At 68.7% G+C, this 24,082-nt stretch carries 23 protein-coding genes; 14 read left to right on the top strand and 9 right to left on the bottom strand.

Annotation, left to right across the window (positions count from 1 at the left end; translation table 11 throughout):
• Positions 1 to 38 precede the first annotated feature (38 nt).
• Positions 39 to 302: an usg protein gene (locus DK368_RS03560; RefSeq protein ID WP_114392192.1), complete on the top strand. Its 264-nt coding sequence runs from the start codon at positions 39 to 41 to the stop codon at positions 300 to 302.
• 99 nt (positions 303 to 401) lie between these two features.
• Here DK368_RS03560 and DK368_RS03555 read toward each other — a convergent pair whose 3' ends face one another.
• From DK368_RS03555 to DK368_RS03540, 4 genes are all read right to left on the bottom strand, one after another.
• Complete coding sequence (locus DK368_RS03555) at positions 402 to 1,775, bottom strand: NAD(P)H-dependent flavin oxidoreductase (protein WP_114392575.1); 1,374 nt, start codon at positions 1,773 to 1,775, stop codon at positions 402 to 404.
• A gap of 220 nt (positions 1,776 to 1,995) precedes the next feature.
• On the bottom strand, positions 1,996 to 2,751 hold the full coding sequence (locus DK368_RS03550) for a glycerophosphodiester phosphodiesterase family protein (RefSeq protein WP_114392191.1): 756 nt from the start codon (positions 2,749 to 2,751) through the stop codon (positions 1,996 to 1,998).
• Positions 2,752 to 2,810: 59 nt separating this feature from the next.
• Positions 2,811 to 3,353, bottom strand: coding sequence for a hypothetical protein (locus DK368_RS03545; protein ID WP_114392190.1), 543 nt, complete (start codon positions 3,351 to 3,353; stop codon positions 2,811 to 2,813).
• Positions 3,340 to 5,457: a S9 family peptidase gene (locus tag DK368_RS03540; RefSeq protein WP_114392573.1), complete on the bottom strand. Its 2,118-nt coding sequence runs from the start codon at positions 5,455 to 5,457 to the stop codon at positions 3,340 to 3,342. The genes DK368_RS03545 and DK368_RS03540 overlap by 14 nt, the downstream gene beginning before the upstream one ends.
• A gap of 283 nt (positions 5,458 to 5,740) precedes the next feature.
• On the opposite strand from DK368_RS03540, the gene DK368_RS03535 reads away from it, so the two are divergent.
• Positions 5,741 to 7,306, top strand: coding sequence for a diguanylate cyclase (locus DK368_RS03535; RefSeq protein WP_114392189.1), 1,566 nt, complete (start codon positions 5,741 to 5,743; stop codon positions 7,304 to 7,306).
• Positions 7,307 to 7,350: 44 nt separating this feature from the next.
• Entirely contained in the window at positions 7,351 to 8,064 is a 714-nt protein-coding gene (locus DK368_RS03530; protein WP_240002321.1) for an HAD family hydrolase, read from the top strand.
• Positions 8,065 to 8,085: 21 nt separating this feature from the next.
• Here the strand turns inward: DK368_RS03530 and DK368_RS03525 are convergent, their stop codons facing one another.
• Positions 8,086 to 8,658, bottom strand: a complete 573-nt coding sequence (locus tag DK368_RS03525; RefSeq protein ID WP_205028027.1) for a GNAT family N-acetyltransferase — start codon at positions 8,656 to 8,658, stop codon at positions 8,086 to 8,088.
• A gap of 484 nt (positions 8,659 to 9,142) precedes the next feature.
• Here DK368_RS03525 and DK368_RS03520 point away from each other — a divergent pair, with 484 nt between their 5' ends.
• On the top strand, positions 9,143 to 9,361 hold the full coding sequence (locus DK368_RS03520; protein ID WP_114392188.1) for a hypothetical protein: 219 nt from the start codon (positions 9,143 to 9,145) through the stop codon (positions 9,359 to 9,361).
• A gap of 113 nt (positions 9,362 to 9,474) precedes the next feature.
• On the opposite strand, the gene DK368_RS03515 is transcribed toward DK368_RS03520, so the two are convergent.
• The gene (locus tag DK368_RS03515; RefSeq protein ID WP_114392187.1) at positions 9,475 to 10,143 is read right to left on the bottom strand and encodes a 3-oxoacid CoA-transferase subunit B; all 669 of its coding nucleotides are present in this window, start codon (positions 10,141 to 10,143) and stop codon (positions 9,475 to 9,477) included.
• Between the two features lie 41 nt (positions 10,144 to 10,184).
• Positions 10,185 to 10,886 (bottom strand): CoA transferase subunit A, encoded by a 702-nt coding sequence (locus DK368_RS03510; protein WP_114392186.1) that lies wholly within the window; start codon positions 10,884 to 10,886, stop codon positions 10,185 to 10,187.
• A gap of 215 nt (positions 10,887 to 11,101) precedes the next feature.
• On the opposite strand from DK368_RS03510, the gene DK368_RS03505 reads away from it, so the two are divergent.
• Together DK368_RS03505 and DK368_RS03500 are read left to right on the top strand one after the other, a co-directional pair.
• Positions 11,102 to 11,455 (top strand): carboxymuconolactone decarboxylase family protein, encoded by a 354-nt coding sequence (locus DK368_RS03505; RefSeq protein WP_114392185.1) that lies wholly within the window; start codon positions 11,102 to 11,104, stop codon positions 11,453 to 11,455.
• A 159-nt stretch (positions 11,456 to 11,614) separates the two neighbouring features.
• Positions 11,615 to 12,247 carry a MarC family protein gene (locus DK368_RS03500; RefSeq protein ID WP_114392184.1) on the top strand — a complete coding sequence of 211 codons (633 nt, stop codon included), beginning with the start codon at positions 11,615 to 11,617 and terminating at the stop codon, positions 12,245 to 12,247.
• A 208-nt stretch (positions 12,248 to 12,455) separates the two neighbouring features.
• On the opposite strand, the gene DK368_RS03495 is transcribed toward DK368_RS03500, so the two are convergent.
• Positions 12,456 to 12,869 (bottom strand): bactofilin family protein, encoded by a 414-nt coding sequence (locus DK368_RS03495; RefSeq protein WP_162305847.1) that lies wholly within the window; start codon positions 12,867 to 12,869, stop codon positions 12,456 to 12,458.
• 304 nt (positions 12,870 to 13,173) lie between these two features.
• On the opposite strand from DK368_RS03495, the gene DK368_RS03490 reads away from it, so the two are divergent.
• Genes DK368_RS03490 through hslO form a run of 3 tightly spaced genes read left to right on the top strand, consistent with a single transcriptional unit; the run spans position 13,174 to position 16,225 of the window.
• Entirely contained in the window at positions 13,174 to 14,346 is a 1,173-nt protein-coding gene (locus DK368_RS03490; protein ID WP_114392182.1) for an aspartate aminotransferase family protein, read from the top strand.
• The gene (argF, locus tag DK368_RS03485; RefSeq protein WP_114392181.1) at positions 14,343 to 15,257 is read left to right on the top strand and encodes an ornithine carbamoyltransferase; all 915 of its coding nucleotides are present in this window, start codon (positions 14,343 to 14,345) and stop codon (positions 15,255 to 15,257) included. The genes DK368_RS03490 and argF overlap by 4 nt, the downstream gene beginning before the upstream one ends.
• Positions 15,254 to 16,225 carry an Hsp33 family molecular chaperone HslO gene (hslO, locus tag DK368_RS03480; protein ID WP_114392180.1) on the top strand — a complete coding sequence of 324 codons (972 nt, stop codon included), beginning with the start codon at positions 15,254 to 15,256 and terminating at the stop codon, positions 16,223 to 16,225. Before argF ends, hslO begins: the two co-directional genes overlap by 4 nt.
• A gap of 26 nt (positions 16,226 to 16,251) precedes the next feature.
• Here hslO and DK368_RS21810 read toward each other — a convergent pair whose 3' ends face one another.
• Positions 16,252 to 17,268: a GNAT family N-acetyltransferase gene (locus DK368_RS21810; protein WP_205028024.1), complete on the bottom strand. Its 1,017-nt coding sequence runs from the start codon at positions 17,266 to 17,268 to the stop codon at positions 16,252 to 16,254.
• 230 nt (positions 17,269 to 17,498) lie between these two features.
• Between DK368_RS21810 and DK368_RS03470 the strand changes: the two genes are divergently transcribed.
• The 5 genes from DK368_RS03470 to DK368_RS03450 all read left to right on the top strand — a co-directional run bounded on the left by DK368_RS03470 (position 17,499) and on the right by DK368_RS03450 (position 24,082).
• The gene (locus DK368_RS03470; RefSeq protein WP_162305846.1) at positions 17,499 to 19,316 is read left to right on the top strand and encodes a DUF885 domain-containing protein; all 1,818 of its coding nucleotides are present in this window, start codon (positions 17,499 to 17,501) and stop codon (positions 19,314 to 19,316) included.
• Positions 19,317 to 19,382: 66 nt separating this feature from the next.
• Positions 19,383 to 21,263 carry a DUF885 domain-containing protein gene (locus DK368_RS03465; protein ID WP_162305845.1) on the top strand — a complete coding sequence of 627 codons (1,881 nt, stop codon included), beginning with the start codon at positions 19,383 to 19,385 and terminating at the stop codon, positions 21,261 to 21,263.
• A gap of 14 nt (positions 21,264 to 21,277) precedes the next feature.
• On the top strand, positions 21,278 to 21,556 hold the full coding sequence (locus DK368_RS03460; protein WP_114392177.1) for a YrhB domain-containing protein: 279 nt from the start codon (positions 21,278 to 21,280) through the stop codon (positions 21,554 to 21,556).
• A 161-nt stretch (positions 21,557 to 21,717) separates the two neighbouring features.
• Positions 21,718 to 22,752: an amino acid ABC transporter substrate-binding protein gene (locus DK368_RS03455; protein WP_114392176.1), complete on the top strand. Its 1,035-nt coding sequence runs from the start codon at positions 21,718 to 21,720 to the stop codon at positions 22,750 to 22,752.
• A 118-nt stretch (positions 22,753 to 22,870) separates the two neighbouring features.
• Positions 22,871 to 24,082 carry an amino acid ABC transporter permease gene (locus DK368_RS03450; RefSeq protein WP_205028022.1) on the top strand — a complete coding sequence of 404 codons (1,212 nt, stop codon included), beginning with the start codon at positions 22,871 to 22,873 and terminating at the stop codon, positions 24,080 to 24,082.

Below are 24,082 nucleotides of genomic sequence, written 5' to 3'. Positions count from 1 at the left end.
GTCACCAGTCCGGTTGCCGACCAGACAGGGAGACAGGCATGACGACTCTGGCTTTGCAGCTGCGCGACTACCGCCTGACCACGGCGGAGATCCTCTATCATCTGCCCGACCATCCCGGCCTGCTGCAGAGCTATGTCTGGCAGGAGCTGGATCTGGCACCGCGCTTCCCGGAACTGCGGCGCTTCCTGGATTTCTGGACGCGGTCGCTGGAAGGCAGGCTGCACAGCGTGCGCGTGGCCAGCGCCCAGCTGATCAAGCCGGCGGAACTGTGCCTGCAGGGCGCGGAGCTGCGGCTGACCTGAGGCCAAGCGGAACGGGCCGAAACGGAAAGGGGCGCCAGCCGGCGCCCCTTCCCATCGGTATCGCTTGGCGGGTCCATGGCCCGGCGGGGCGGAAGCCCCTCAGTAGCCCGTGGCGATGCGCTCCACCAGTTCCTTCACCGTCGGCACGAAGCCGTTGGCGTACCAGGGATCGCTGCCGAAGCGGTAGGCATTGTGGCCGGCGAACATCAGCTGGTTGTCCACATCCTCGGAATGGCTGATGTTCTGCAGCGTCTTCTGGATGCAGAAGCTGCGCGGGTCGGCCCGGCGGCCGGTCGTGCCCTCCTCGTTCTGCGCCCAGTTGCTGAAGGCGCAGGCGCTGAGGCAGCCCATGCAGTCCACCTGGTCCTTCAGGATCTCCCGGCTCCTCTCCGGGGTCACGAAGACCAGGGTGTTGTCCGGGGTCTTCAGGGCCGTGCTGTAGCCCTCATGCACCCAGCCCTCGGCCCGCTCGCGGTCGTGCGGCGCCAGATAGACCGGACGCCCGCGCGGCCCCAGCAGGAAGGCATCGGTGTGCTCGCCCACGGGCTCGACCACAAACGCCACCTGCCGCTCGGAGCGCTGGCGCAGCTCCTCCAGGAACGGGTTGCGCACCGCCGAGCTGTAGAAGCCGGTGGGGGAGAAGCGGTTGAGATAGACATCGCCCGGCTTCAGGGACAGCAGCTTCTGCTTCCAGGCGTCGGAAATGGGGCTTTCCCGCGTCAGCAGGGGACGGGTGCCGAACTGGAAGGCGATGGGGCCGATCTCCGGATTGTCCAGCCAGTGCTCCCATTCCGACAGCCACCAGACGCCGCCGGCCATGACGATCGGCACCTCGGTCAGGCCGAAGCTGTTCATCATGGTGCGCAGCGCGGCCACGCGGGGATAGGGGTCCTCCGGCTTCTTCGGGTCCTCGCTGTTGGACAGGCCGTTATGGCCGCCGGCCAGCCAGGGGTCCTCGTAGACCACGCCGCCCAGGAAGTCGGGAAAGCGGTTGTAGGCGCGCAGCCACAGGGCACGGAAGGCGCGGGCCGAGCTGACGATGGGATAGTAATGGACGCCGAACTTCACGGCGATCTCGGCCACGCGGTAGGGCATGCCGGCACCGCAGGTGACGCCATGGATCAGGCCCTTGGCTCCCTCCAGCACACCATGCAGGATGGGCTCGGCCCCGCCCATCTCCCACAGCACGTTCATGTGCAGGCGGCCCTGGCCGTTGGACATCTCGTGGGCCATACGGGCCTGGGCGATGCCGCCGCGGATGCCGAACTCCACCAGCTCGTCATGCCGCTCGCGCCGGGTCCGGCCCTGATAGATCTGGGGAACGATGTTGCCGTCCGCATCATAGCTGTCGGCATTGACACCGGAGAAGGTGCCGATGCCGCCAGCCGCGGCCCAGGCACCGGAGCTCTGTCCGTTGGAGACAGCAATACCCTTGCCGCCCTCGACCAGGGGCAGCACTTCCTTACCGGACATCACCAGAGGCTTCAGCGCCTTCAACCTACCCTCCAAACCGAAAACCAGACCGGGCCGCCCCCCGCGCCCCCTGTTGGGCCCGAGCGGGTCCCACGGGCTTTGTGCCCGTATGGGTGCATATAGGAAAAGAAAATGCAGCGGAAGAGTCCCCCACCCTCTGCATAGGATAATCGGCTGCGGCGACCGGCCACGGCCAGGACCGGGGCCGGATTCCCGCCTCTCAGCCCCGATCTGTTCCCCTGGCCGCCAGCCCCTTGATCAGCGTTTCCGGCGTGTCGGTGAAGACCCCGGAGACACCCCAGCCCAGAACCTCGCGGGCGGCGGGCACGCTGTTGACGGTATAGGCCAGGACCTGCCGGCCGGTCGCCCGGTACTCCGCGATGGTCCGGGCCGACTCCCGCCGGGCATTGACATGAATGGTGGCGGCGCCGACCGCGTCGGCCTGCTGGCGCCAGTCCGGCCGGCGCCGGTCGATGAGATAGCCGATGGGCCAGTGCGGCGCCACCTGCCGCACCATGCGCAGGGCGGCGAAGTCGAAGCTGCTGACCAGCGGCGGCGGCCGGTCCTGCGGCCACAGCGACAGGGCCAGGGAGATGGCGACGCCCGCCGTCTCCTCCGCCCGGCCGGGACAGGGCTTGATCTCCAGGTTCAGGCCCAGCTCCAGCTCCACCGCCAGCGCCAGCAGCTCCGACAGGGCGGCCACCCGCTCGCCGCGGAAAGTGGGATGGAACCAGCCGCCGGCATCCAGCCGGCGCATTTCCTCGAAGGTCAGGGCCGCCGCCGGGCCGTGGCCGCTGGTGGTGCGGTCCAGCATGTCGTCATGCAGCAGGATCGGCACGCCGTCCGCCGTCAGCTTGACATCCACCTCCACCCAGCGTGCGCCCTGCAGGGCGGCGGTGCGGATGCTGATCAGCGTATTCTCCGGCGCATGCCGGGCGGCACCGCGATGGCCGATGACGGAAGGCAGGTCGAGCATGGATATCCCTCGCACAGGCAAAAAAGCCGGTCAAACCGCCGGCCATTGATCGGGGGCGGTCATCGGCCGCCCCCCGGTGCCCCCTGCCCGGGGACGGGGGCCAGACGCGGCAGCGAGACGCCGAGCGAGGCGAAATTCTCCCGCGTCAGGTCCGACAGGGGCAGGCGGCGAGCCAGGGCCGCCGCCGCCACCCGTTCGGCGATGGGCTGGAACCCGGTCAATGTGGAGTCCAGGTCGATGCGGCGGCCGGCCCCCTTCACCGTGAGGTGCAGCCAGCCCTCCTTGCGGTCGCGGCGGGTGGAGTAATATTTCAGACTGATCGCGTCCACCTGATCCCAGCGGATGGCCCGGCCCAGCGGCCCCTGGCGCAGGATGCCGGTGTCGTCGGCCTGGATCTCGCTGAACTGGCGCAGGCCCGTGCGCAGCCCATAGACCAGGAACAGCAGCAGCACGGCCATGGCCGGCACCGCCACCAGCGGATGCGGCCGGGCCAGCAGGAAGGGGGCGAGGCCCAGTGCCAGCCCCGCCGCCGTGCGCAGATAATCCGCCTTCAGCGCCTCGGCGGGGTAGCGGCCGCGGATCATGGCGTCAGGCCAGCCCATGGGCCCACAGCAGGAAGGCGTAGGCCAGCGCCACCTCCTTCAGCCGGTCGAAACGGCCGGTGGAGCCGCCATGGCCGGCGCTCATCTCCGTGCGCAGCAGCAGAACATGGTCGTCGGTCTTGTGCGTGCGCAGCTTGGCCGCCCATTTGGCCGGCTCCCAGTAGGTGACGCGGTAATCGTTGAGGCCGGCGGTGATCAGCAGATGCGGATAGGCCCGCCGGGCCACATTGTCATAGGGGCTGTAGCCCTTCATCACGGCATAGATGGCGGGGTCGTTGGGATTGCCCCATTCCGGATAATCGCTGGCGGTCAGCGGCAGGCTTTCGTCCAGCAGCGTGCTGATGACATCAACGAAGGGCACATGGGCCACGGCAGCCCGGAACAGCCCCTCCGGCGCCTGGTTCAGCGCCGCCCCCACCAGCGTGCCGCCGGCGCTGCCGCCTTCGATGGAGATGTGGCCCGGACGGGCGAACCCCTGCTGCACCAGGAATTGGGCCGCATCCAGGAAATCGTTGATGGTGTTGGGCTTGTTCAGCAGACGGCCGGCATCGTGCCAGGGCCGGCCGAACTCGTCGCCGCCGCGGATATGGGCGATGGCATAGGCGAAGCCCCGGTCCAGCAGGCTGATGCGGCTGGGGGAGAAATGCGGGTCCATGGCCATGGAATAGCTGCCATAGCCGTAGAGATGCAGCGGCCCGGCCCCATCCTTGCGGAAGTCCTTGCGGTAGACGACGCTGACCGGGATCAGGGTGCCGTCACGGGCCGGCGCCATCAGCCGCTCGCTGGTGTAGAGCGCCGGGTCGTAGCCGCTGGGGATCTCCTGCACCTTGCGCACCGTCAGGCGGCGGGCGGCCGGGTCGTAATCATAGGTGGTCGGCGGCGTGACCAGGCTGTCATAGCGCAGGCGCACCGTTGCAGCCTCGTAATGGGCATTGGCCCCGGCCCCCACGGCGAAAACGGCGTCGGGGAAGGCGATGGTGTGGGTGGCCCCGGCCGCGTCGCGCACCCAGACCTGCTGCAACCCGTCCTGGCGGCCGAACACCAGCAGCCAGTCGCGCAGGGCCAGCAGGCCGGTCAGATACTGGCGGTCGCCAGCCGGCATCACCTCCTGCCAGGCGGACTCCGACCAATCGTCCAGCGGCGCCCGCACCAGCCGGAAATTGAGGTGGCGGTCGTTGGTCAGAATCCACAGGCCGTCGCCCTGGTCGGCCACGGAATACAGATGCTCGTCACGCCGCGGCACCACCACCCGCGGCGGGGCCGTGGGATCGTCGGCCGGGATCAGCCGGGTTTCGCTGGCCACCAGCGTGCCGGTGCCGATCTGGATGAACCGGCCGGACAGCGACCGCCCGATCCCCACCCACCAGGAGGGGTCCGCCTCCTCATAGACCAGCACATCGGTGCCGGGGTCGCTGCCCAGGGTATGGCGCATCACCTTCTTCGGGCGCTGGCTCTCGTCCCGCAGCACATAGAACAGGGTGCGGTTGTCGGAGGCCCAGGCCACCTCGCCGGAGGTGCCGGGCACGCCCGGCCCCAGGATCTCGCCCGTGGCCAGATCCCTGACCAGCAGGGTGAACATCTCCGCGCCCTGGTCATCGACGCTGTAGGCGAGATAACGCCCGTCCGGGCTGGGCTCGACCGCACCCACATCCATGAAATCCTTGCCCGCGGCCAGGGCATTGACATCGAGGATGACCTGCGGGTCGCCGGCCGGCTGGCCGTCCAGGGCCGCCGCCAGCGGCCAGCGCACATGGATGGCGTGGTCCTGACCGGCGGCGAAGCGGACCTGATAGAGGAATCCGCCCGCGCGGTAGGGCACGCCGCTGTCGTCCGGCTTGAGACGCGCCTTCAGCTCCTCGAACAGGGACTGGCGCAGCCCCTCCCCCTCCGTGCCCAGCACACGGTCGGTATAGTCGTTCTCCGCCGTGAGATGGGCCAGCACCGCCGGGTCGGTGACCTGGGGATAGCCGCGGTCGCGCAGCCAGTCATAGGGATCCTGGCGGCTGTCGCCATGGGCGGTCAGGACCACCGGCTCCTGCCGCGCCAGCGGCGGTGGCGGAAAGGCGCTCTGACGGAACGGCACGGCGGCATCAGGCTGGGACATGGGGCTTTCGATCACGGTTTCGGGCATGGCGTCGGGCACGCTGTTGCGCGCCCACCATAGGACGGCCGGCCGCTTCCCCGCCAGCCCCCAGCGCAGGTGGTGACAGCACCACGACCGGGGGGTGAAAAGACCCGTGCAGCGATTGCAAAACACGGTATTATGCAACCCGATCAGCGGGCCGGCAGCGTGCTCCACAACAGAATCCGGTCTACCCGGACAGGCGGCGAAGGCCGTGGGGTCCCGCCGCGTGCGGTGCTCGCTGAGCGGGGAGCTGACGGGCTGCATGGATAAGGAATTCCTGTTCGCGGAAGACGGGACGCTGCGACACGGCCCGCTGTCACGGCCCGAGCCGGCCACCTGCGGTGCCGACCCCTGGCGCATCCTGGTGGTCGATGACGACCCGGAGGTCCACACCGTCACCCGCTATGCCCTGCGCACGGTCACATTCCGCAACCGGCCGCTGGATCTGATCTCGGCCTATTCCGCGGCCGAGGCGCTGCGCATTCTGCGCGCCACAGCGGACATCGCCCTGGTGCTGCTGGATGTGGTGATGGAGACAGATGATGCGGGGCTGCGGCTGGTCCGCTGCATCCGCGAGGATCTGGGGAATAGTGCCGTCCGCCTGATCCTGCGCACCGGCCAGCCGGGTCAGGCGCCGGAGGACCGGGTCATCCTCGATTACGACATCAACGATTACCGGGCCAAGACCGAGCTGACGGCGCAGAAGCTGTTCACCACCGTCATCGCCGCCCTGCGCGGCTATGCCGACATCATGGCCATCGAAGACAACCGCCGCGGCCTGCGCCGCATCATCGAGGCGGCGGATGGCCTGCCGGAGGGGGCATCCCTGCCGGACTTCGCCCAGCATGCGCTGACGCAGCTGCACCAGCTGCTGGAGCAGCGCCGGTGCCATGTGATCTGCGCCCTGGTGCTGACCGGGGGGCTGGTGCCCAGTTTCGGCGTCCTGGCCAGCAGCGGCCGCTTCACCCAGCAGCATCCCGACGGCGGGCCGCTGCTCGACACGACTGTCCGCGACGCCCTGGCCGAAGCGCGGGTGCTGGGCCGTCCGCGCCTGGGCACCGACACCGCCACCCTACCGATTCCCGTGCCGGGGGGCCAGGATCTGTTCGTGCATCTGGAAGCACAACCGGGCCTGACGGCCACGGATCGCGACCTGCTGGCCATGTTCGCCGCCAAGATGTCGGCCAGCTTCGGCAATGTCGTGCTGCATGGCCGGCTGCGCCGGGCCAATGCCGAGCTGCGCTCCATCACCCAGACGCTGGAGGCGCGGGTGGCCGCCCGCACCCGCGAGTTGATGGAGGCCAACACCAAGCTGGAGCAGCTGGCCAGCCTGGACAGCCTGACCGGCATCCTGAACCGCCGCCGTTTCATCGAGCTGGCCGGGGCCGAGCGCGACCGCTGCCAGCGTTATGGCCGCAGCTTCTCCCTGCTGCTGATCGATCTCGACCATTTCAAGACCATCAATGACAGTTTCGGCCATGCGGCGGGCGACAGCGCCATCTGCGAGGCGGCACAGCGCACGGCCAGCGCCTTGCGCAGCACCGATTCGCTGGCCCGCTACGGCGGCGAGGAACTGGTGGTGCTGCTGCCCGAAACACGGCTGGCCGCGGCCGAGCGGGTGGCCGAACGCATCCGCCAGCGGATCGCCGGCAGCCTCATCACCCATGAGGCCGTGTCCTTCGTCCTCACGGCCAGCATCGGCGTGGCCGAGTGGAACGGCCTGGGGGAGACCCTGGCCGGATTGCTGGACCGGGCGGATCAGGCGTTGTATTGCGCCAAGCAGCAGGGCCGAAACCAGATCATGGTGGCGGCCCCGGCAGCGGCCTGAGGTGAAGACCCGCCGCTGCCGCCCTTCCGGCCGGAGCCTGCGCCTTGACCCTCCCGTCCAGCCCTTCCCCCACCCCGCGCCCCCGCGCCCTGTTCCCGTCGCTGCCGCGTCCGGTCCACGCCGTGATCTTCGACATGGACGGGCTGCTGATCGACACCGAACGCCATGTGCGCACGGCCACGCTGGCCGCGGCGGAGACCGTGGGCAAGCCGATGACCGATGCCTATTACGTCACCGTCATCGGCACGCCCTGGCCGGAGACCTGGCGCCGGCTGAAGCAGTGGTTCGGCGGCGAGGAGGAGGCGCGGCGCTTCCGCGCCGCCTTCGAGCAGGAGGTGGAGCGCCATCTGGCCGAGGTGCGGCTGATGGCGGGAGTCGAGGAACTGCTGGCCGCGCTGGACGCCGCCGGTCTGCCCCTGGCCGTCGCCACCTCCACCCGCCGGGCCAAGGCCGAGGAGCATCTGGCCCAGGTCGGCATCCTGCACCGGTTCCGCCTGCTGGTGACCGGCGACGAGGTGAGCCAGGGCAAGCCGCATCCCGAACCCTATCTGACCGCGGCCGCCCGGCTGGGAGTTGATCCTGCCCATTGTCTGGCACTGGAGGACAGCCACAATGGCATCCGCGCCGCCCACGGGGCCGGCATGATGGCCGTCATGGTTCCCGACCTGCTGCCGGCAACCGAAGAGATCCGCGCGCTGTGCCAGCTGGTCGCCCCCGACCTGCACGCCGTCCGCGGCCTGCTGGCCGCACTGGACTGACGCGGCGGGAAAACCCGAAGATCAACGCCGAGGGTGCGGCGCGGCGGAGGTCGAAGGAGCAGATGGCGGATGGCGCAGCCGGGCCATGGCGAGGCAATCGGCGTAGCCGCCGGCCCGCAAGGCGTAGTCGCGCAACCGCCCCTCCTCCGTGAAACCGAAACGGCGGTAAAGGGCGATGGCCGCGGCATTGTCCGCGAACACGGTCAGCTCGATGCGGTGGAGACCGAGCCAGAGATCGGCGGCATCCACCAGTGTCCGCAGCAGGGCCGTGCCGATGCCCTGGCCCTGATGCCCGTCATGAACGCCGATGCCCAGCACTGCGCTATGGGCACGGCGTCCCCGGCCCCGCGTGAGATCCGCCGCCCCGACGACAAGACCGTCCAACTCGGCCACGATGGCCGTATCCTCGGGCTTGACGGCCTCCAGGCGGCGTCTGGCTTCCTCCGGGTTGCGGAACGGGAGGCGCAGCGTGTTGTGCAGGAAGCGCGGCTGCTGGGTCATCGCTTCGATCTGCTGCCAATCCTCCAGCCGGCGGGCACGGATGATCAGATCCGGCGCTGCCGGGCGGATGGGCGTGTCATGGTCGGTCATCATCTCGTCCCCCTGGATCAAGGCCGGAGGGATGAGGGCCGGGCCCCATCCGTTACCGGCGGGACCCTGCTCGTGCTGCGCCTCTATCGCATGCGCAGATGACCCGGCCCGCCTGAATGGCAGGACAGCGGCAGTCCGTCGGCGGGCAGGCGCCTGGAACAGTGCCTGGGCGCAGCCTATCGCGGCTGCGCTCAGCGGTAAAGCGCACCGCCCCGCCTTGAAGCAGGCGCGCGGCGGCCCCCGGTCGAGATGCGGCGGCCCGGCGCCGGCAGGCCCCGCCGATTTGCCCTTGCGCATTGCGCCCGGCAGGGCAATCCCAAAAGACAGGCAAACATGACAAACGGGGTAACCCAAATATAAAATAGGAAATACCCAACATCGCCACAGTATTAACCAGCAGTGGACAGACAAAATTAAGTCGTTGTTAACCGGGCCGGCGCTGTAATCGCCCTATCGAACGCCCCCACCCAAACCGGAGATCACGACCATGACCGCCATCGCCGCCGACCTGACCATCGCCGCCCGCCTGCATCTGCAGGTTCTGGACCAGCTGAGTGCGGTGGTGAAGTCCCACATGGCCGAAGCCGCCCCGGGTTTCGCCCGCGAAAGCCTGGGCGATCTGCTGGACAACTTCGCCGAGCAGCGCGAGACCTATGCCGCCGTGGTCGCCGCGGCGCAGCCGGTGACCGTGAAGCTGGCCGCCTGACCGTCCCCGGTCCGCCGGGCCGCGCCGGAGAGGCAGAATGACGAACGGGCTGGAGAGAGGTCTCTCCAGCCCGTTTCCTTGCACGGACGCCGGTCAGCAGGCGCCGGCGGCGCTCAGACCAAGCCCGGTGCCACCTGGAACGGTGCCCCGGTCTTGGACCGGATCTCGCCCACGGTCACGCCGGGCGCCAGCTCGACCAGGGTCATGCCGCCATCGCCCTGCTTATCGATGGTGAAGACGCCGAGATCGGTCACCACCATGTCCACCACCCGCGTGCCGGTCAGCGGCAGGGTGCAGGCCGGCAGCAGCTTCGGGTCCAGCGCGCCGGTGGCCTTGTCCACGGCGCAGTGCTCCATCACCACCACCACCTTCTTCACCCCGGCCACCAGATCCATGGCGCCGCCCATGCCCTTGACCATCTTGCCCGGTATCATCCAGTTGGCCAGATCGCCATTGGCCGCCACCTGCATGGCGCCCAGCACCGACAGGTCGATATGGCCGCCGCGGATCATGGCAAAGCTGTCGGCCGAGCTGAAATAGCTGCTGGTCGCCAGTTCGGTGATGGTCTGCTTGCCGGCATTGATCAGGTCCGGATCCTCCTCCCCCTCGAAGGGGAAGGGTCCCATGCCCAGCATGCCGTTCTCGCTCTGCAGCGTCACCTGCATGCCGTCGGGGATGTAGTTGGCCACCAGCGTCGGGATGCCGATGCCGAGATTCACATAGAAGCCGTCGCGCAGTTCCTTGGCGGCGCGAGCGGCCATTTCATCACGGGTCCAAGCCATGCTGTCGGTCTCCGTCTAGAATGCGCCTTCAGGCGTCGAGGTCAGAAGCGCTTGCGGGTGGTGCGCTGTTCGATGCGCTTCTCATGCTCGCCCTGGATGATGCGCTGCACGAAGATGCCCGGCGTATGCACATGGTCCGGGTCGATCTGGCCGGGCTGCACCAGCTGCTCCACCTCCGCCACGGTGACCGCACCGGCCATGGCCATCATCGGATTGAAGTTCCGCGCCGTCTTCCGGTAGATCAGGTTGCCCTCGGTATCCCCCTTCCAGGCCTTGACGATGGCGAGGTCGGCGCGCAAGGACCGCTCCATCACATAGGTCTCGCCATCGAACTCCCGCAGCTCCTTGCCCTCGGCCACCAGCGTGCCGACGCCGGTCTTGGTGAAGAAGGCGGGGATGCCGGCGCCGCCGGCGCGGATGCGCTCGGCCAGCGTGCCCTGGGGATTGAATTCCAGCTCCAGCTCGCCCGACAGGTACTGCTGGGCGAACAGCTTGTTCTCCCCGACATAGGAGCTGACCATGCGGGATATCTGCCTGGTCTCCAGCAGCTGGCCCAGACCGAACCCGTCCACGCCGGCATTGTTGGAGATCACGGTCAGGCCCTTGACGCCCGACAGCTTGACCGCCGCGATCAGATTTTCCGGAATGCCGCACAGGCCGAAGCCGCCGGCCATGATGGTCATGTCGTCGCGCAGGATCCCGGCCAGCGCTTCGACGGCGTCCGCATAGACCTTCTTGCTCATGGGCGTGCCTGACGGCGTCCTCCTGATTGTGCGGTTTTCCAGGTCTTACCGGGGCCTGCGACATCCTGTCAATCGGTCGGACGGGCCGGCGCCCGATAAAGATGAACAGCCGTTCAGGTGGCGGGGTTTGCGCGGCTGTGCCGCAGGAAATTCATATATGCGTTTCTCTGAATATATGCATATAATGCGCATCCCTTTGATCCGAGGAACACCCCATGCATAAGAACTGGCCCGCCATCACCACCGAACTGTCCGGCGCCATGCGCGAACTGCGCGGCGGGGCCGGCGACGTGATGAAGGGCTTCAGCGCCCTGGCCCAGGCCGCCCTGAAGCCCAATGCGCTGGATACCAAGACCAAGGAGCTGATCGCGCTGGCCATCGCCGTGGCCACCCGCTGCGACGGCTGCATCGCCTTCCATGCCAAGGCGGCGGTCGAGCAGGGCGCCAGCCGTGACGAGGTGATGGAGACCATGGGCATGGCTGTCTATATGGGCGCCGGCCCCTCGGTCATGTACGCCGCCCAGGCGGTGGAGGCCTTCGACCAGTTCCAGGAGAAGAAGGCGGGCTGACGGGCGCCCGGCGCCGGGCCGGTTCCGCCCGCCCGGGCGGCGCCTCCCTGATGGTGCCGTGTGCGCGGCGGACATGGCAGGGCCGCCAACCGCACGGTCAGATTGCCGTGACGGGAGGCGTGGGTTAGGTAGGCGCCCTATCAAGGGGTAGTTGCCTACATGACCGACCTGATCCTGACCACCGCCATCGCCTTCTTCGTCACCATCGATCCGATCGGGCTGGGTCCGATGTTCGCCGGGCTGACGGCGGGCATGGACCCGGCCTATCGCCGCCGCACCGCCATCAAGGGCGTGCTGATCGGCGCCGGGCTGCTGTTCGGGTTCGCCTTTGTCGGCGATATCCTGCTGCGGGCCCTGGGCATCGGCGTCGGCGCCTTCCGCATCGCCGGCGGCATCCTGCTGCTGCTGGTGGCCATCGACATGGTGTTCGCCCGCGAAAGCGGCCTGCGCACCGCCACCGAGGACGAGAAGCAGGAAGCCCGGCACCGGGCCGACATCTCCGTCTTCCCCCTGGCCATCCCGCTGATCGCCGGTCCGGGCGCCATGACCTCCACCGTGCTGCTGATGGGACGGGCCAACGGCGACCTGCTGTCGGAGGTGATCGTGCTGGGCGTGCTGGCGGCCGTGCTGCTGGGCACGCTGCTGACGCTGCTGTTCGCCGGCGAGGTCAGCCGGCTGCTGGGCGTCACCGGCATCAACGTCATCAACCGCGTGCTGGGCATCCTGCTGACGGCGCTGGCCTGCCAGTTCGTCATCGACGGGGTGATCGAAAGCGGCATGCTGGGGCGCTGACGGCCCCATACAGGACGGCCCATACAGGCACATCCACACAGCAAAAAAGACGGCCCGCCGATGCGGGCCGTCCTGCCTTGTCCCGCGCCCCCGTGGCCTGCGCAGCCAGGTGGCGGACCCTCCGGCCCCCGGCGTTTCCGGGCGGCGCGGTCAAGACGCGCCGATTACCGCGACCGGATTGACGGCGGCAGGATTACGGCAAGATGAATTACTGCGGCGCGGCGCCGGTCTGCAGGGTGCCGGTGACGCTGCCGCCATCGGCGATGGCGATGCGGCCATAGCGGATGGTGCCGTCGACCACGCCCGTTTCCCCCACCGACAGGGTGCCGGTGATTTCCAGGGTGCCGGTGGCCCGGCCGGAGACGCGCATGCTCTCCACCTTGGCCGTTCCTTCCACATGGCCGCCTTCGGCGATCTCCAGCACCTTGATCTCGGTCAGGGTGACGTCGACCAGACGGCCGGCCACATGCAGCGTGTGGCAATGGGAGATCTTGGCCCCTTCGATCCGGGCCTCGGCGGAAATGGTGGTGATACCGCCCGTGGAGGGATCGCTGACCACAGGCTCGGCCACGCTGTTCAGGCCGGGGCGCTGGAAGGAGCGCGGGTCAAGAATGTCGTTCATCGCAGCATGCTCTCCGCTCGGGCGGCGAACGCGCTGGCAACGGCAGTCCGGCACCGGCATGGTTGCGTTGCCGCAACGATCCCCGGCAGCCCGTTCCGCCCCCCGCGCGGGCCGGTCGTTTCGCGCTCATTGATAAGCCGAACGGGGTAAAACCGCAACGCTTCTTCCCCCGCCCCGCTGCGGCTTGATGGTGGCATGCGCCGGCCTGCGTTGACAGGGTCGCGGCAGCGCACAATAGTCGCCTCTTTTCCCGCGGGAGTCCCTGGCTTTCCCTCCCGTGCAGGACCATTGAAGGAGTGGTTCCGTGATCCCAGTCGTGATGCCCACCTATTCCCGCGTCGACGTGGTGTTCGAGCGGGGCGAAGGCGCCTGGCTCTGGGATGTCACGGGCCGACGATATCTGGACTTCACCAGCGGCATCGCCGTCAACGCCCTGGGGCATGCCCATCCCTCTCTGGTGCAGGCGCTGACCGAGCAGGCGCAGAAACTCTGGCATGTGTCGAACCTGTTCCGGGTGGCCGGTCAGGAGACGCTGGCCGCCCGGCTGACCGATCTGACCTTCGCCGACACCATGTTCTTCACCAATTCGGGCGTGGAGGCGTGGGAGCTGGCGGTCAAGGTGGCACGCAAGTACCAGCATGACACCGGCCATCCCGAGAAGACCCGCTTCATCGTCGCCAGCGGCGCCTTCCATGGCCGCACCACCACGGCCATCGCCGCCGCCCCGACCGAGAAGATGGTGGGCGGCTTCGGTCCGCTGCTGGACACCTTCGACCAGGTGGCCTTCGGCAACCTCAATGAGCTGCGCCGGGCCATCACCGACAAGACCGCCGCCATCCTGGTCGAGCCGATCCAGGGCGAGGGGGGCATCCGCGCCGGCAGCGAGGACTATCTGCGCGGCCTGCGTGCCACCGCCGACGAGTTCGGCCTGCTGCTGATCTTCGACGAGATCCAGACCGGCGTGGGCCGCACCGGCAAGCTGTTCGCCCATGAATGGGCCGGCATCACCCCGGACATCATGTGCATCGCCAAGGGCATCGGCGGCGGCTTCCCCATGGGGGCCTGCCTGGCCACCGAGAAGGCCGCCATCGGCATGGTGCCCGGCACCCATGGCAGCACCTTCGGCGGCAATCCCCTGGCCATGGCCATGGGCAATGCCGTGCTGGACGTGGTGACCCGGCCCGGCTTCCTGGAGCATGTGCAGGAGATCGGCGCCGTGCTGAAGGGGCGGCTGGACGATCTGGTCGCCCGCTATCCCGGCGTTCTGGCCGAAACCCGCGGCAAGGGCCTGCTTCTGGGCCTGAAATGCGTGGTTCCCAACACGGAGATGGTGAACCGCCTGCGCGCCAACGGCCTGCTGGTCGTCGGCGCCGCCGACAATGTCATCCGCATCCTGCCGCCGCTGATCATCGGAACGGAGGAAGTCGAGGCCGCCCTGGCCATCCTCGAGAAGACCTGCAAGGAGTTCAGCCAATGAGCGCGGCCAGCCCCGTCCGGCATTTCCTGGACATCCACCAGTACGACACGGCCACGCTGCGTGCCATCCTGGATCGTGCCCTGACCCTGAAGCACGCCAAGGACCACCCCCAGCCCTATCGCGGCAAGACCCTGGCCCTGATCTTCGAAAAGCCCAGCACGCGCACCCGCGTCAGCTTCGAGGTGGGCATGCGCCAGCTGGGCGGCGAGGTCATCACCCTGACCGGCAAGGAGATCCAGCTGGGCCATGGCGAGACCATCGCCGATACCGGCCGCGTGCTGTCGCGCTTCGTCGACATCATCATGCTGCGCACCAACGACGAGGCCAAGGTGCATGAGCTGGCCGAGGCGGCAACGGTCCCGGTCATCAACGGCCTGACCGATGTCAGCCATCCCTGCCAGATCATGGCCGACATCCTGACCTTCGAGGAACATCGCGGCCCGATCCAGGGCAAGACCGTGTGCTGGACCGGCGACGCCAACAATGTCTGCCAGAGCTGGATCCACGCCGCCGTGCGCTTCGATTTCGAGCTGCGCATCGCCTGTCCGCAGGAGCTGGAACCCTCGGCCAAGACCATGGCCTGGGTCGCCGCCGAAGGCGGGCGCGTGCATGTCACCCGCGACCCGGACGCAGCGGCGGCCGGCGCCCACGCCATGGTCACCGATACCTGGGTCAGCATGCACAACAAGGATGCCGAACGCCGGCACGCCCTGCTGAAACCCTATCAGATCAACGAACGGTTGATGGGATTGGCGAGTTCCGACGCCATATTCATGCACTGCCTGCCCGCCCACCGCGGCGAGGAGGTGTCCGCCGCCGTCATGGATGGGCCGCAATCGGTCATCTGGGACGAGGCGGAGAACCGCATGCACGCCCAGAAGGGCATTCTCAACTGGTGCCTCACCCCATGACCGACCTCAGCGGAGCGGCGGGCAAGCCCCGCCGCGACACCGATCCCGTGACTTCCGATACCGACATCGTCCAGCCCTTCCTGCTGGAACGGTCGGCCCTGCGCGGCCGGCTGGTCCGGCTGGGTCCGGCCCTGGACGAGATCCTGACCCGGCACGCCTATCCCGAGCCGGTGGCCCGCCTGCTGGCGGAGACCATCCTGCTGGCCGCCACCCTGGCGGCGGCACTGAAATATGACGGCATCTTCACGTTGCAGACCAAGGGCGACGGCCCGGTGGCCTATACCGTGGCCGATGTCACCAGCGTCGGCGATCTGCGCGGCTATGCCCGCTTCGACCAGGACCGGCTGACCGAGCAGCAGTCGCACAAGGGCTTCCAGGCCGACCTGGGGTCGCTGCTGGGCAGCGGCTATCTGGCCTTCACCGTGGACCAGGGCGAGAACACCGAGCGCTATCAGGGCATCGTGGAGCTGCGCGGCGCCGACCTGTCCGCCGCCGTGCGCCATTATTTCCGCCAGTCGGAGCAGCTGGCCTCGGCCATCCGCTCGGCCGTGGGCAAGGACGCGGACGGCAAATGGGTGGGCGGCGCCGTCATGCTGCAGACCCTGCCGCCGGAGGATGCCGGCCTGTTCGCGGATTACCGGCCCGGCAACAGCGAGGAGGACTGGAACCGCGCCGGCATCCTGCTGAACACGGTGGCGGAGGCCGAGCTGCTGGACCCGGCCCTGCCGGCCAACACGCTGCTCTACCGCCTGTTCCATGAAGAAGCGCCGCGGGTGCATGAGCGCCGGGAACTGCGCCCGGGCTGCCGCTGCTCACGCGAGCGGGTCAGCACGGCGCTGCGCTCCATCGAGCGGACCGAGCTGGACGATCTGCGCGAGGACGGCAAGGTCAAGGTCTCCTGCGAGTTCTGCAACACGACCTACGCCTTCGACGATGCCGATCTCGACCGGGTCTATGCCGGGTTCTGATCCCCGCTCCCGGTGATCGTGAGCGGTCACCGGGCTTCGGCGCTGCCGTCCAGCCGCTTCCGCCGTTCATAGAAGCGGTCATGTTTCAGCAGGTGGGTGCGGCGCGGCGCCAGATGCCGCTCCATGAAGCGCTGCATGGCCATATTGTCGGCATCGGTCTGCCAGACGCAGACGGAGTGCGGCCCCAGGCTGGCCGCCTGCCGGCGACAGACATCGACGATGGCCGCGATCAGGGCGCCGCTGCGGGCCAGACCGGGATGGATGGCCCCGTTGACATAGCAGACGCTGGCCGGGTCCTCCCCCGGCAGGCCCTGGACCCATCCCACCACCCGCCCCTGCTGGCGGATGACCAGGGTGAGGGCCGGGATATGCCAGGCTTCCAGGGGGAAAGGGCTGAAATCGGCGCGGACAGCGCCGCTGTCCAGCAGGGCCTGCATCGCCTCCCGGTCCGCCGGGCCGACATGGCTCCAATCCTCCAGGGCCAGCCCCCCCTGGGCCAGCCGCGCCAGCAGCGGCTGCCAGTCCGCGGCGGCGGCATCGGCCCAGCCGGCGATGCCGCGCAGGCGCACCCGGTACAGGGTCGGCGGCGCCCACCCCTGCCCGTCCAGCAAGGACTCGAACGCCGCCCGCGCCCGCAGATCATCGGAATAGCCGGTGATCAGCGCCGGATGGGCGGCCACCGCCTGCTCCGCCGCCGCCAGCAGGGCCCGGCCGATGCCGAGGCGGCGGCGGGACGGCCGCACCGCCAGCGACATCAGATGGGCCGCCTGGTCCTGCCGGGCCGGGCGGTGGACATAGACCAGCCCGAGCGGCCCCTCCCCAGCACCATTCTCCTGTTCCGCCCGCTCCGCCACCAGCATCAGGGCCGTGTCGGGCAGCACCTTGCCGGGCTCCAGCAACGGACGGAAACGGGGAAAGGTCAGGGCCTGGAGGTCGGGCGTCCCGTCCCGGACCGGGCGGATGCGGACGCCGCACGGAGTGGCGGCAGGCGGACGCTGCGGCGGCAGGGGTGGGAACGAAAGGGTGGCGGGGGTGACGGACATGCGCACACGGCGCCGGGGACGCCTCTGTTGCGGAGAGCTTTTCGATAGGCGGCACCGGCGCCGCTGTAAAGCCGGGCGGATGGTGCCGGCCGGATGCGGTTCTATGCCGTCCGGACGCACGCCCGTCCCGGGCGGCTTGCCCCGCCGCCCGGTGGGGGCTTAGGCTTCCCCCCAGAACAGCTGCCGGAACAGGCGGCGAACCGAGCATGGAACAGGAAAAGGGGCAGATCATGTCCGGGTCCATTTCGCGGCGGGGATTCCTGGCCGGCAGCGGCGGGCTGGGGGCCGCGGCCCTGGCCGGATGGCCGGCCTTCGCCGCCAGCACGGCGGAAGACAAGCGGCTGCTGGATTTCGTCCAGGCCGCCTTCGAGCAGGAGGTGGCACGCCACCCTGAAACCCGGACCTGGCTGGGACTGCCCGGCCCGCATGATGCCTGGGACGACATCTCCCCCCGCGCCGAGGCCGAAGAGGCCCGCATGACCGAGGCGCATCTGGGCCAGATCCGCGCCTTCGACCCGGCCCGTCTGTCGCCGGCCGGACGGTTGAACCGGCACCTGTTCGAATACCGGGCGCTGGACCGTCTGGACGGCTTCCGCTGGAGCCTGAACAGCTATCCGGCCGAGCATTTCAACGGCCGCCACGGCAGCATCGTCGACATGCTGTCCAGCGTGCATCCCGCCAGCAGCCCCGATCTGGCCCGCGCCTGGATCGCCCGCGTGCGCGGCGTGCCCGCTGCCGTGGACCAGCTGATGGAGGCGCTGGAGATCCGGGCCGCCCGCGGCGTCATCCCGCCCCGATTCTCCGTGGACAAGACGCTGGAGGCCACGCGCGCCGTGCTGACCGGCCGCCCCTTCGGCGATGGGCCGGAGGACAGCGCCCTGCTGGCTGGATTCACCCGCCGGGTCAAGGCGCTGGACCTGCCGGAGGCGGAGAGGACGGCCCTGGTCGCCGAAGCGGGGACCGCCCTGGCCCGCGATTTCGCCCCGGCCTGGCAGCGGCTGGCCGCCTGTTTCGACAGTCTGCGCCAGCGCACCAGCGACGATGACGGCATCTGGAAACTGCCGGACGGGCTGGCCTATTACCGCTCCTGCCTGAAGCGCCACACCACCCTGGATCTGGAGCCGGAGGCCCTGCATGCGTTGGGGCTGGCCCATGTGGCCGCGTTGCAGAAGGAGATGCAGGCCATCCAGGACTCCACCGGGTTCACGGGCACGGTCCGCGAGTTCCACGCCTTCCTGAAGGAGGACCCGCGCTTCTATTTCCCCGACACGGATGAGGGCCGGGCCGCCTATCTGGCCGGGGCCGAGCGCATCCTGGCCGGGGTCAAGGCCGTGCTGGGCAGCCAGTTCGGGTTGCTGCCGAAGACGGATCTGGTGGCCCGCCGCTTCGAGCTGTACCGCGAAGCCAGCGAGACCCTGGCCCGCTACAGCCCGCCGGCCGCCGACGGCTCGCGCCCCGGCATCTATTTCATCAACCTCTCCCGCCTGCGGGAAATGCCGAAATGGCAAATGGAGGTGCTGGCCTTCCACGAGGGCATCCCCGGCCACCATCTGCAGATGGCCCTGGCCCAGGAGATGACGGACCTGCCGGCCTTCCGCCGCTTCGACGGCCACAACGCCTATATCGAGGGCTGGGCGCTCTACAGCGAGCGCCTGCCCAAGGAGCTGGGCTTCTACACCGATCCCTATGCCGACTATGGCCGCCTGACCTTCGAGCTGTGGCGGGCCATCCGGCTGGTGGTGGACACCGGCATCCATGTCAAGCGCTGGACCCGGCAGCAGGCCATCGACTATTTCACCGCCAATTCCGCCTTCACCGCCGAGGTGGCGGAGCGGGAGGTGGACCGCTACATCGTCTTCCCCGGCCAGGCCTGCGCCTACCGTCTGGGCCTGTTGAAGATCCTGGAGCTGCGCGAGCACGCCCGCACGGCCCTGGGTCCCCGGTTCGACATCCGGGGTTTCCACGATACCCTGCTGCGCCACGGCTCCGTACCGCTGCCGGTCCTGGAGGAGACGGTGGAGGGATGGATCCGGCAGAGGAAGGCCTGATCCGGAATGGCGAGCCGCGCCCACAGCGGCCGCGCAGATAAGAACAAACAGAACAGGGAAAAACCGATGCATGCTTTCAGCCGCCGGCAGATGCTGGCCTGTTCCACCGCCCTGGCCGGGCTGGCCCTGACCGGTCTGGGCCAGACCAAGCCGGCCCTGGCCCAATTCCTGCCGCTGCCGGGTCCGCTGACGCCCAGCGACGCGGCCCAGCCCAAGGACAAGGGCGATACCGCCGCCCTGCACGCCTTCTTCGAGGAGGTGTTCGAGGCCGGTGTCCAGGCCAGCCCGCAGTTCCAGGGCCAGCTCGGCCGCAAGACCAACATGGACAAGTGGGATGACCAGTCCGACGCGGCCGACGACGCCCGGCTGGCGCGGACCCGCGCCGCCCTGGCCTATCTGCGCGCCAACTGGGACCCCGCCCGCCTGCCCGAGGCGGCCCGGCTGAATGTGCGCGTGTTCGAGCAGCAGGCCGAGCGCCAGCTGGAGGCGGAGAAATGGCGCCGGCACGATTATCCGCTGAACCATCTGGGCGGTGAGCATACCGGCCTGCCCACCTATCTCATCAATGTGCACAAGGTGCAGTCGCTGGACGACGCCCGTGCCTATCTGGCCCGGCTGGCCGGCATCGCCGCCGTGCTGGACCAGGTGATGGACAATGCCCGGGCCAGCGCCGCCCTGGGCGTGATCCCGCCGAAATTCAGCTTCGCCAAGCTGATCCCGGACATCCGCGCCGTGGTCACCGGCGCCCCGTTCGATGACGGGCCCGACAGCAGCCTGTTGGCCGATTTCAAGGCCAAGATCGCCCCCCTGGACATTCCCGCCCCGCAGAAGGGCGACCTGATCGCCCAGGCCCGCCGCATCCTGACCGGGACCGTGAAGCCGGCCTATGAGCGGCTCGGGGCGCTGGCGGCGGACCTGCAGGCCAAGGCCACGGACGAGGACGGCGTCTGGAAGCTGCCGGACGGCGCGGCCTATTACCGGGACAAGGTGCGCCAGGCCACCACCACGGAGCTGGCGCCCGAGGCGGTGCATGCGCTGGGGCTGGAGCATGTGGCGCTGTTGCAGACCGAGATGCGCGGCATCATGGCCAAGGTCGGCTTCCAGGGCGATCTGCAGGCCTTCTTCCAGTTCGTCCGCACCGACGAGCGCTTCTTCTATCCCGACACCATCGAGGGCCGGGCCGCCTATATCCAGCAGTGCAACGCCGTCGTCGACGCCTTCCGGCCCAAGCTGGACGAGTTGTTCCTGACCAAGCCCAAGGCGCCGCTGGTGGTGAAGCGGGTCGAGGCCTACCGCGAGAAATCGGCGCCGCCGGCCTTCTACAACCAGCCGGCCCTGGACGGCTCGCGCCCGGGCATCTTCTACGCCGCCCTCAGCAACATGCGCGAGGTGCCGAAATGGGCGGTGGATGCCGTGGTCTATCATGAGGGCATCCCCGGCCATCACATGCAGATCGCCATCGCCCAGGAACTGGAGGATGTGCCCAGCTTCCGCAAATTCAGCTTCTTCGGCGCCTATATCGAAGGCTGGGGCCTTTATGCCGAGCGGTTGCCGAAGGAAGTCGGGTTCTATCAGGACCCCTATGCCGATTTCGGCCGGCTGAACGCCCAGATCTGGCGGGCCGCCCGGCTGGTGGTGGACACCGGCCTGCATGCCAAGCGCTGGACCCGGCAGCAGGCCATCGACTACATGACCACGAACACCCCGCTGGGCCGCGATCTGGCCGAACGCGAGGTCGACCGCTACATCGTCAGCCCCGGCCAGGCCACCAGCTATTATGTCGGCATGCTGAAGATCCTGGAGCTGCGGCAGAAGGCGAAAACGGCGCTGGGCGGCCGCTTCGACCTGCGCGCCTTCCACGACGTGGTGCTGCGGGGCGGCGCCCTGCCGCTCTCGGTGCTGGAGGAGACCGTGGACGCCTGGATCACCCGCACCAGGGCCGCCTGAAGGAACGGAGTGCCATGCTGGATTTCACCGCCGCCCGCGCCCTGGCCCTGCGCCTGATCGCCGAACGCCAGAGCGAGACCACGGGGCCGTTGCTGCTGCTGGAACAGCAGGTGGTGACGTTCGAGGAGGGCTGGCTGTTCCCCTACCAGTCCGCCTGGTATGCGGAGGGCGGCGACGAGGACGCCGCCCTGTCCGGGCATGGCCCCCTGTTCATTCGTCGCACCGGCCGCTGGTTCGAGGTGCCGGCCTATTACGAATCGGGAGAATTCCTGGCCCGTCTGGGCATCCGCTGAGGCCGGATTTGGCGAGACAGCCCCGGCAGTTATGGGGATTCGGGGTTGTCCCTGCCCGGCGGCTGGTGATTTACTGGCCGGCAGAAATCGACGGTCGGTCAACGGCCGGGATGAAACGTGCGACGCCGCGGCCGATGCGGCGCAACAGGGAAGCCGGGACCATGACACTTCGCCATTGGGCGCGCCGGGCAGGAGTCTGCCTGTTTCTGCTGACCACCGCCGGCCTGTCCGGCACCGCCTCCGCCGCGACGACGCTGGACACCGTGAAGGGCCGCGGCCAGTTGCTCTGCGGCGTCAACACCGGTCTTGCCGGATTCAGCAACCCCGACAGCCAGGGCAAGTGGACCGGGCTGGACGTGGATGTGTGCAAGGCCGTGGCCGCCGCCGTGCTGGGCGATGCCAACAAGGTCCGCTATGTGCCGCTGACGGCGCAGCAGCGCCTGACCGCGCTGCAATCGGGCGAGATCGACATCCTGTCGCGCAACACCACCTGGACCCTGACCCGCGATGCCCAGGGCCTGAATTTCCTGCCGCCGGTCTATTATGACGGCCAGGGCTTCATGGTGAACAAGGCGCTGGGCGTGACCAGCGCCAAGCAGCTGGACGGCGCCACCATCTGCGTGCAGACCGGCACCACCACCGAACTGAACCTGGCCGACTGGTTCCGCGCCAACAATCTGAAATTCAAGGGCGTGGTCATCGAGCAGCTGGACGAGCTGCTGGCCGCCTTCTTCGCCGGCCGCTGCGACGCCTTCACCTCGGACGAGTCGCAGATGGCGGGCGTGCGCGCCTCGGTGGCGCCGAAGCCCGACGATTACGTGATCCTGCCCGAGCGGATCTCCAAGGAGCCGCTGGCCCCGGTGGTGCGCCATGGCGACGACCAGTGGAAGGACATTGCCACCTGGACGCTGTATGCCCTGCTGGAAGCGGAGGAGCGGGGCATCACCGCCGCCAATGTGGACCAGCAAACCAAGAACACCGACCCCAATGTCCAGCGCCTGCTGGGCGTGACCGGTGACATGGGCAAGATGCTGGGGCTGGACAACCAGTGGGCCCTGCGCGCCATCAAGGCCGTCGGCAATTATGGCGAGATGTTCGAGCGCAATGTGGGCAAGGGTTCGCCGTTGAAGCTGGAGCGCGGATTGAACGCCCAGTGGACCAATGGCGGTCTGATGTACGCCCCGCCGATCCGCTGAGGCGCCAACCGGCACCGAGGGGCCGTCCCCATCGCAACACCGGACGGCCCGGCCTGTTCGTTTCCGTGCGGTCGGTTCAGACGGATCCGCCCGAACCGCCGCACGTTGAAGGGGAAACATGACGTCGATGACGCCGCCCCAATCCGGCCCTCGATCCACACTCCTGGCCCCGCCCCGGTCCCGGCCGCTGTCGCTGAACGATCCGGGGTTGCGGGCCCTGCTCTGGCAGCTGCTGGTGGGGGCGCTGGTGCTGTTGGCCGGCTGGACCCTGCTGCACAATACGCTGCAGAACATGGGCCGGCTGGGCATCGCCTCGGGCTTCGGCTATCTCGGCCGCGAATCCGGCTTCGCCATCGAAGAACGGATGATCGAGTATGGCCCGACCAACACCTATGCCCGCGCCTATCTGGTCGGCCTGCTGAACACACTGAAGGTGTCCGCCCTCGGCATCGTGCTGGCCACGCTGCTGGGCACACTGATCGGCATCGGCCGCCTGTCCGGCAACTGGCTGGTGTCCCGGCTGTGTGGCGCCTATGTGGAGTCGCTGCGCAACGTGCCGCTGCTGCTGCAGCTGTTCTTCTGGTACGCCATCATCACCGAAGGGCTGCCGGGGCCGCGGCAGGCCTTGACCCTGCTGCCGGACGTATTCCTGTCGAACCGCGGGCTGAAGCTGCCGGCCCCGGCCGATGATCCGGCCTGGTCCTGGATGGCCGCAGCCTTCGCCCTGGGCATCGTGGTCACGCTGGTTCTGTCGGCCGTAAGCCGCGGACGGCAGGCCAGCACCGGCCGCCGCCTGCCCATGCTGCCCATCGGCCTGGGCCTGATCCTCGGGCTGCCGCTGCTGGTGCTGCTGGCCTTCGGCGGAGCCGGGCTGGATACGCCGCGGCTGCAGGGCTTCAACTTCACCGGCGGCGTAACCCTGACGCCGGAATTCGCCGCCCTGCTGTTCGGTCTGGTCACCTATACCGCCGCCTTCATCGCCGAGACCGTGCGCAGCGGCATCCTGGCCGTGGCGCGGGGACAGACCGAGGCGGCCCACGCGCTGGGCCTGTCCGGCGGCCAGACCTTGCGGCTGGTGGTGCTGCCCCAGGCGCTGCGGGTCATCATCCCGCCGGTCACCAGCCAGTTCCTAAACCTGACCAAGAACAGCTCGCTGGCAGTGGCCATCGGCTATCCCGATTTCGTCTCGGTGGCCAACACCACCCTGAACCAGACGGGTCAGGCGGTGGAGGGCGTGGCCGCCATCATGATCGTCTATCTCAGCATCAGCCTGGCCCTGTCGGCGCTGCTGAACTGGTACAATGCCCGCATCAAGCTGGTGGAGCGCTGA

This window comes from Oleisolibacter albus, from assembly GCF_003336875.1.
In the GTDB taxonomy this organism is placed as follows: domain Bacteria; phylum Pseudomonadota; class Alphaproteobacteria; order Azospirillales; family Azospirillaceae; genus Niveispirillum; species Niveispirillum album.
This window is presented reverse-complemented; position numbering and strand designations above follow the sequence as displayed.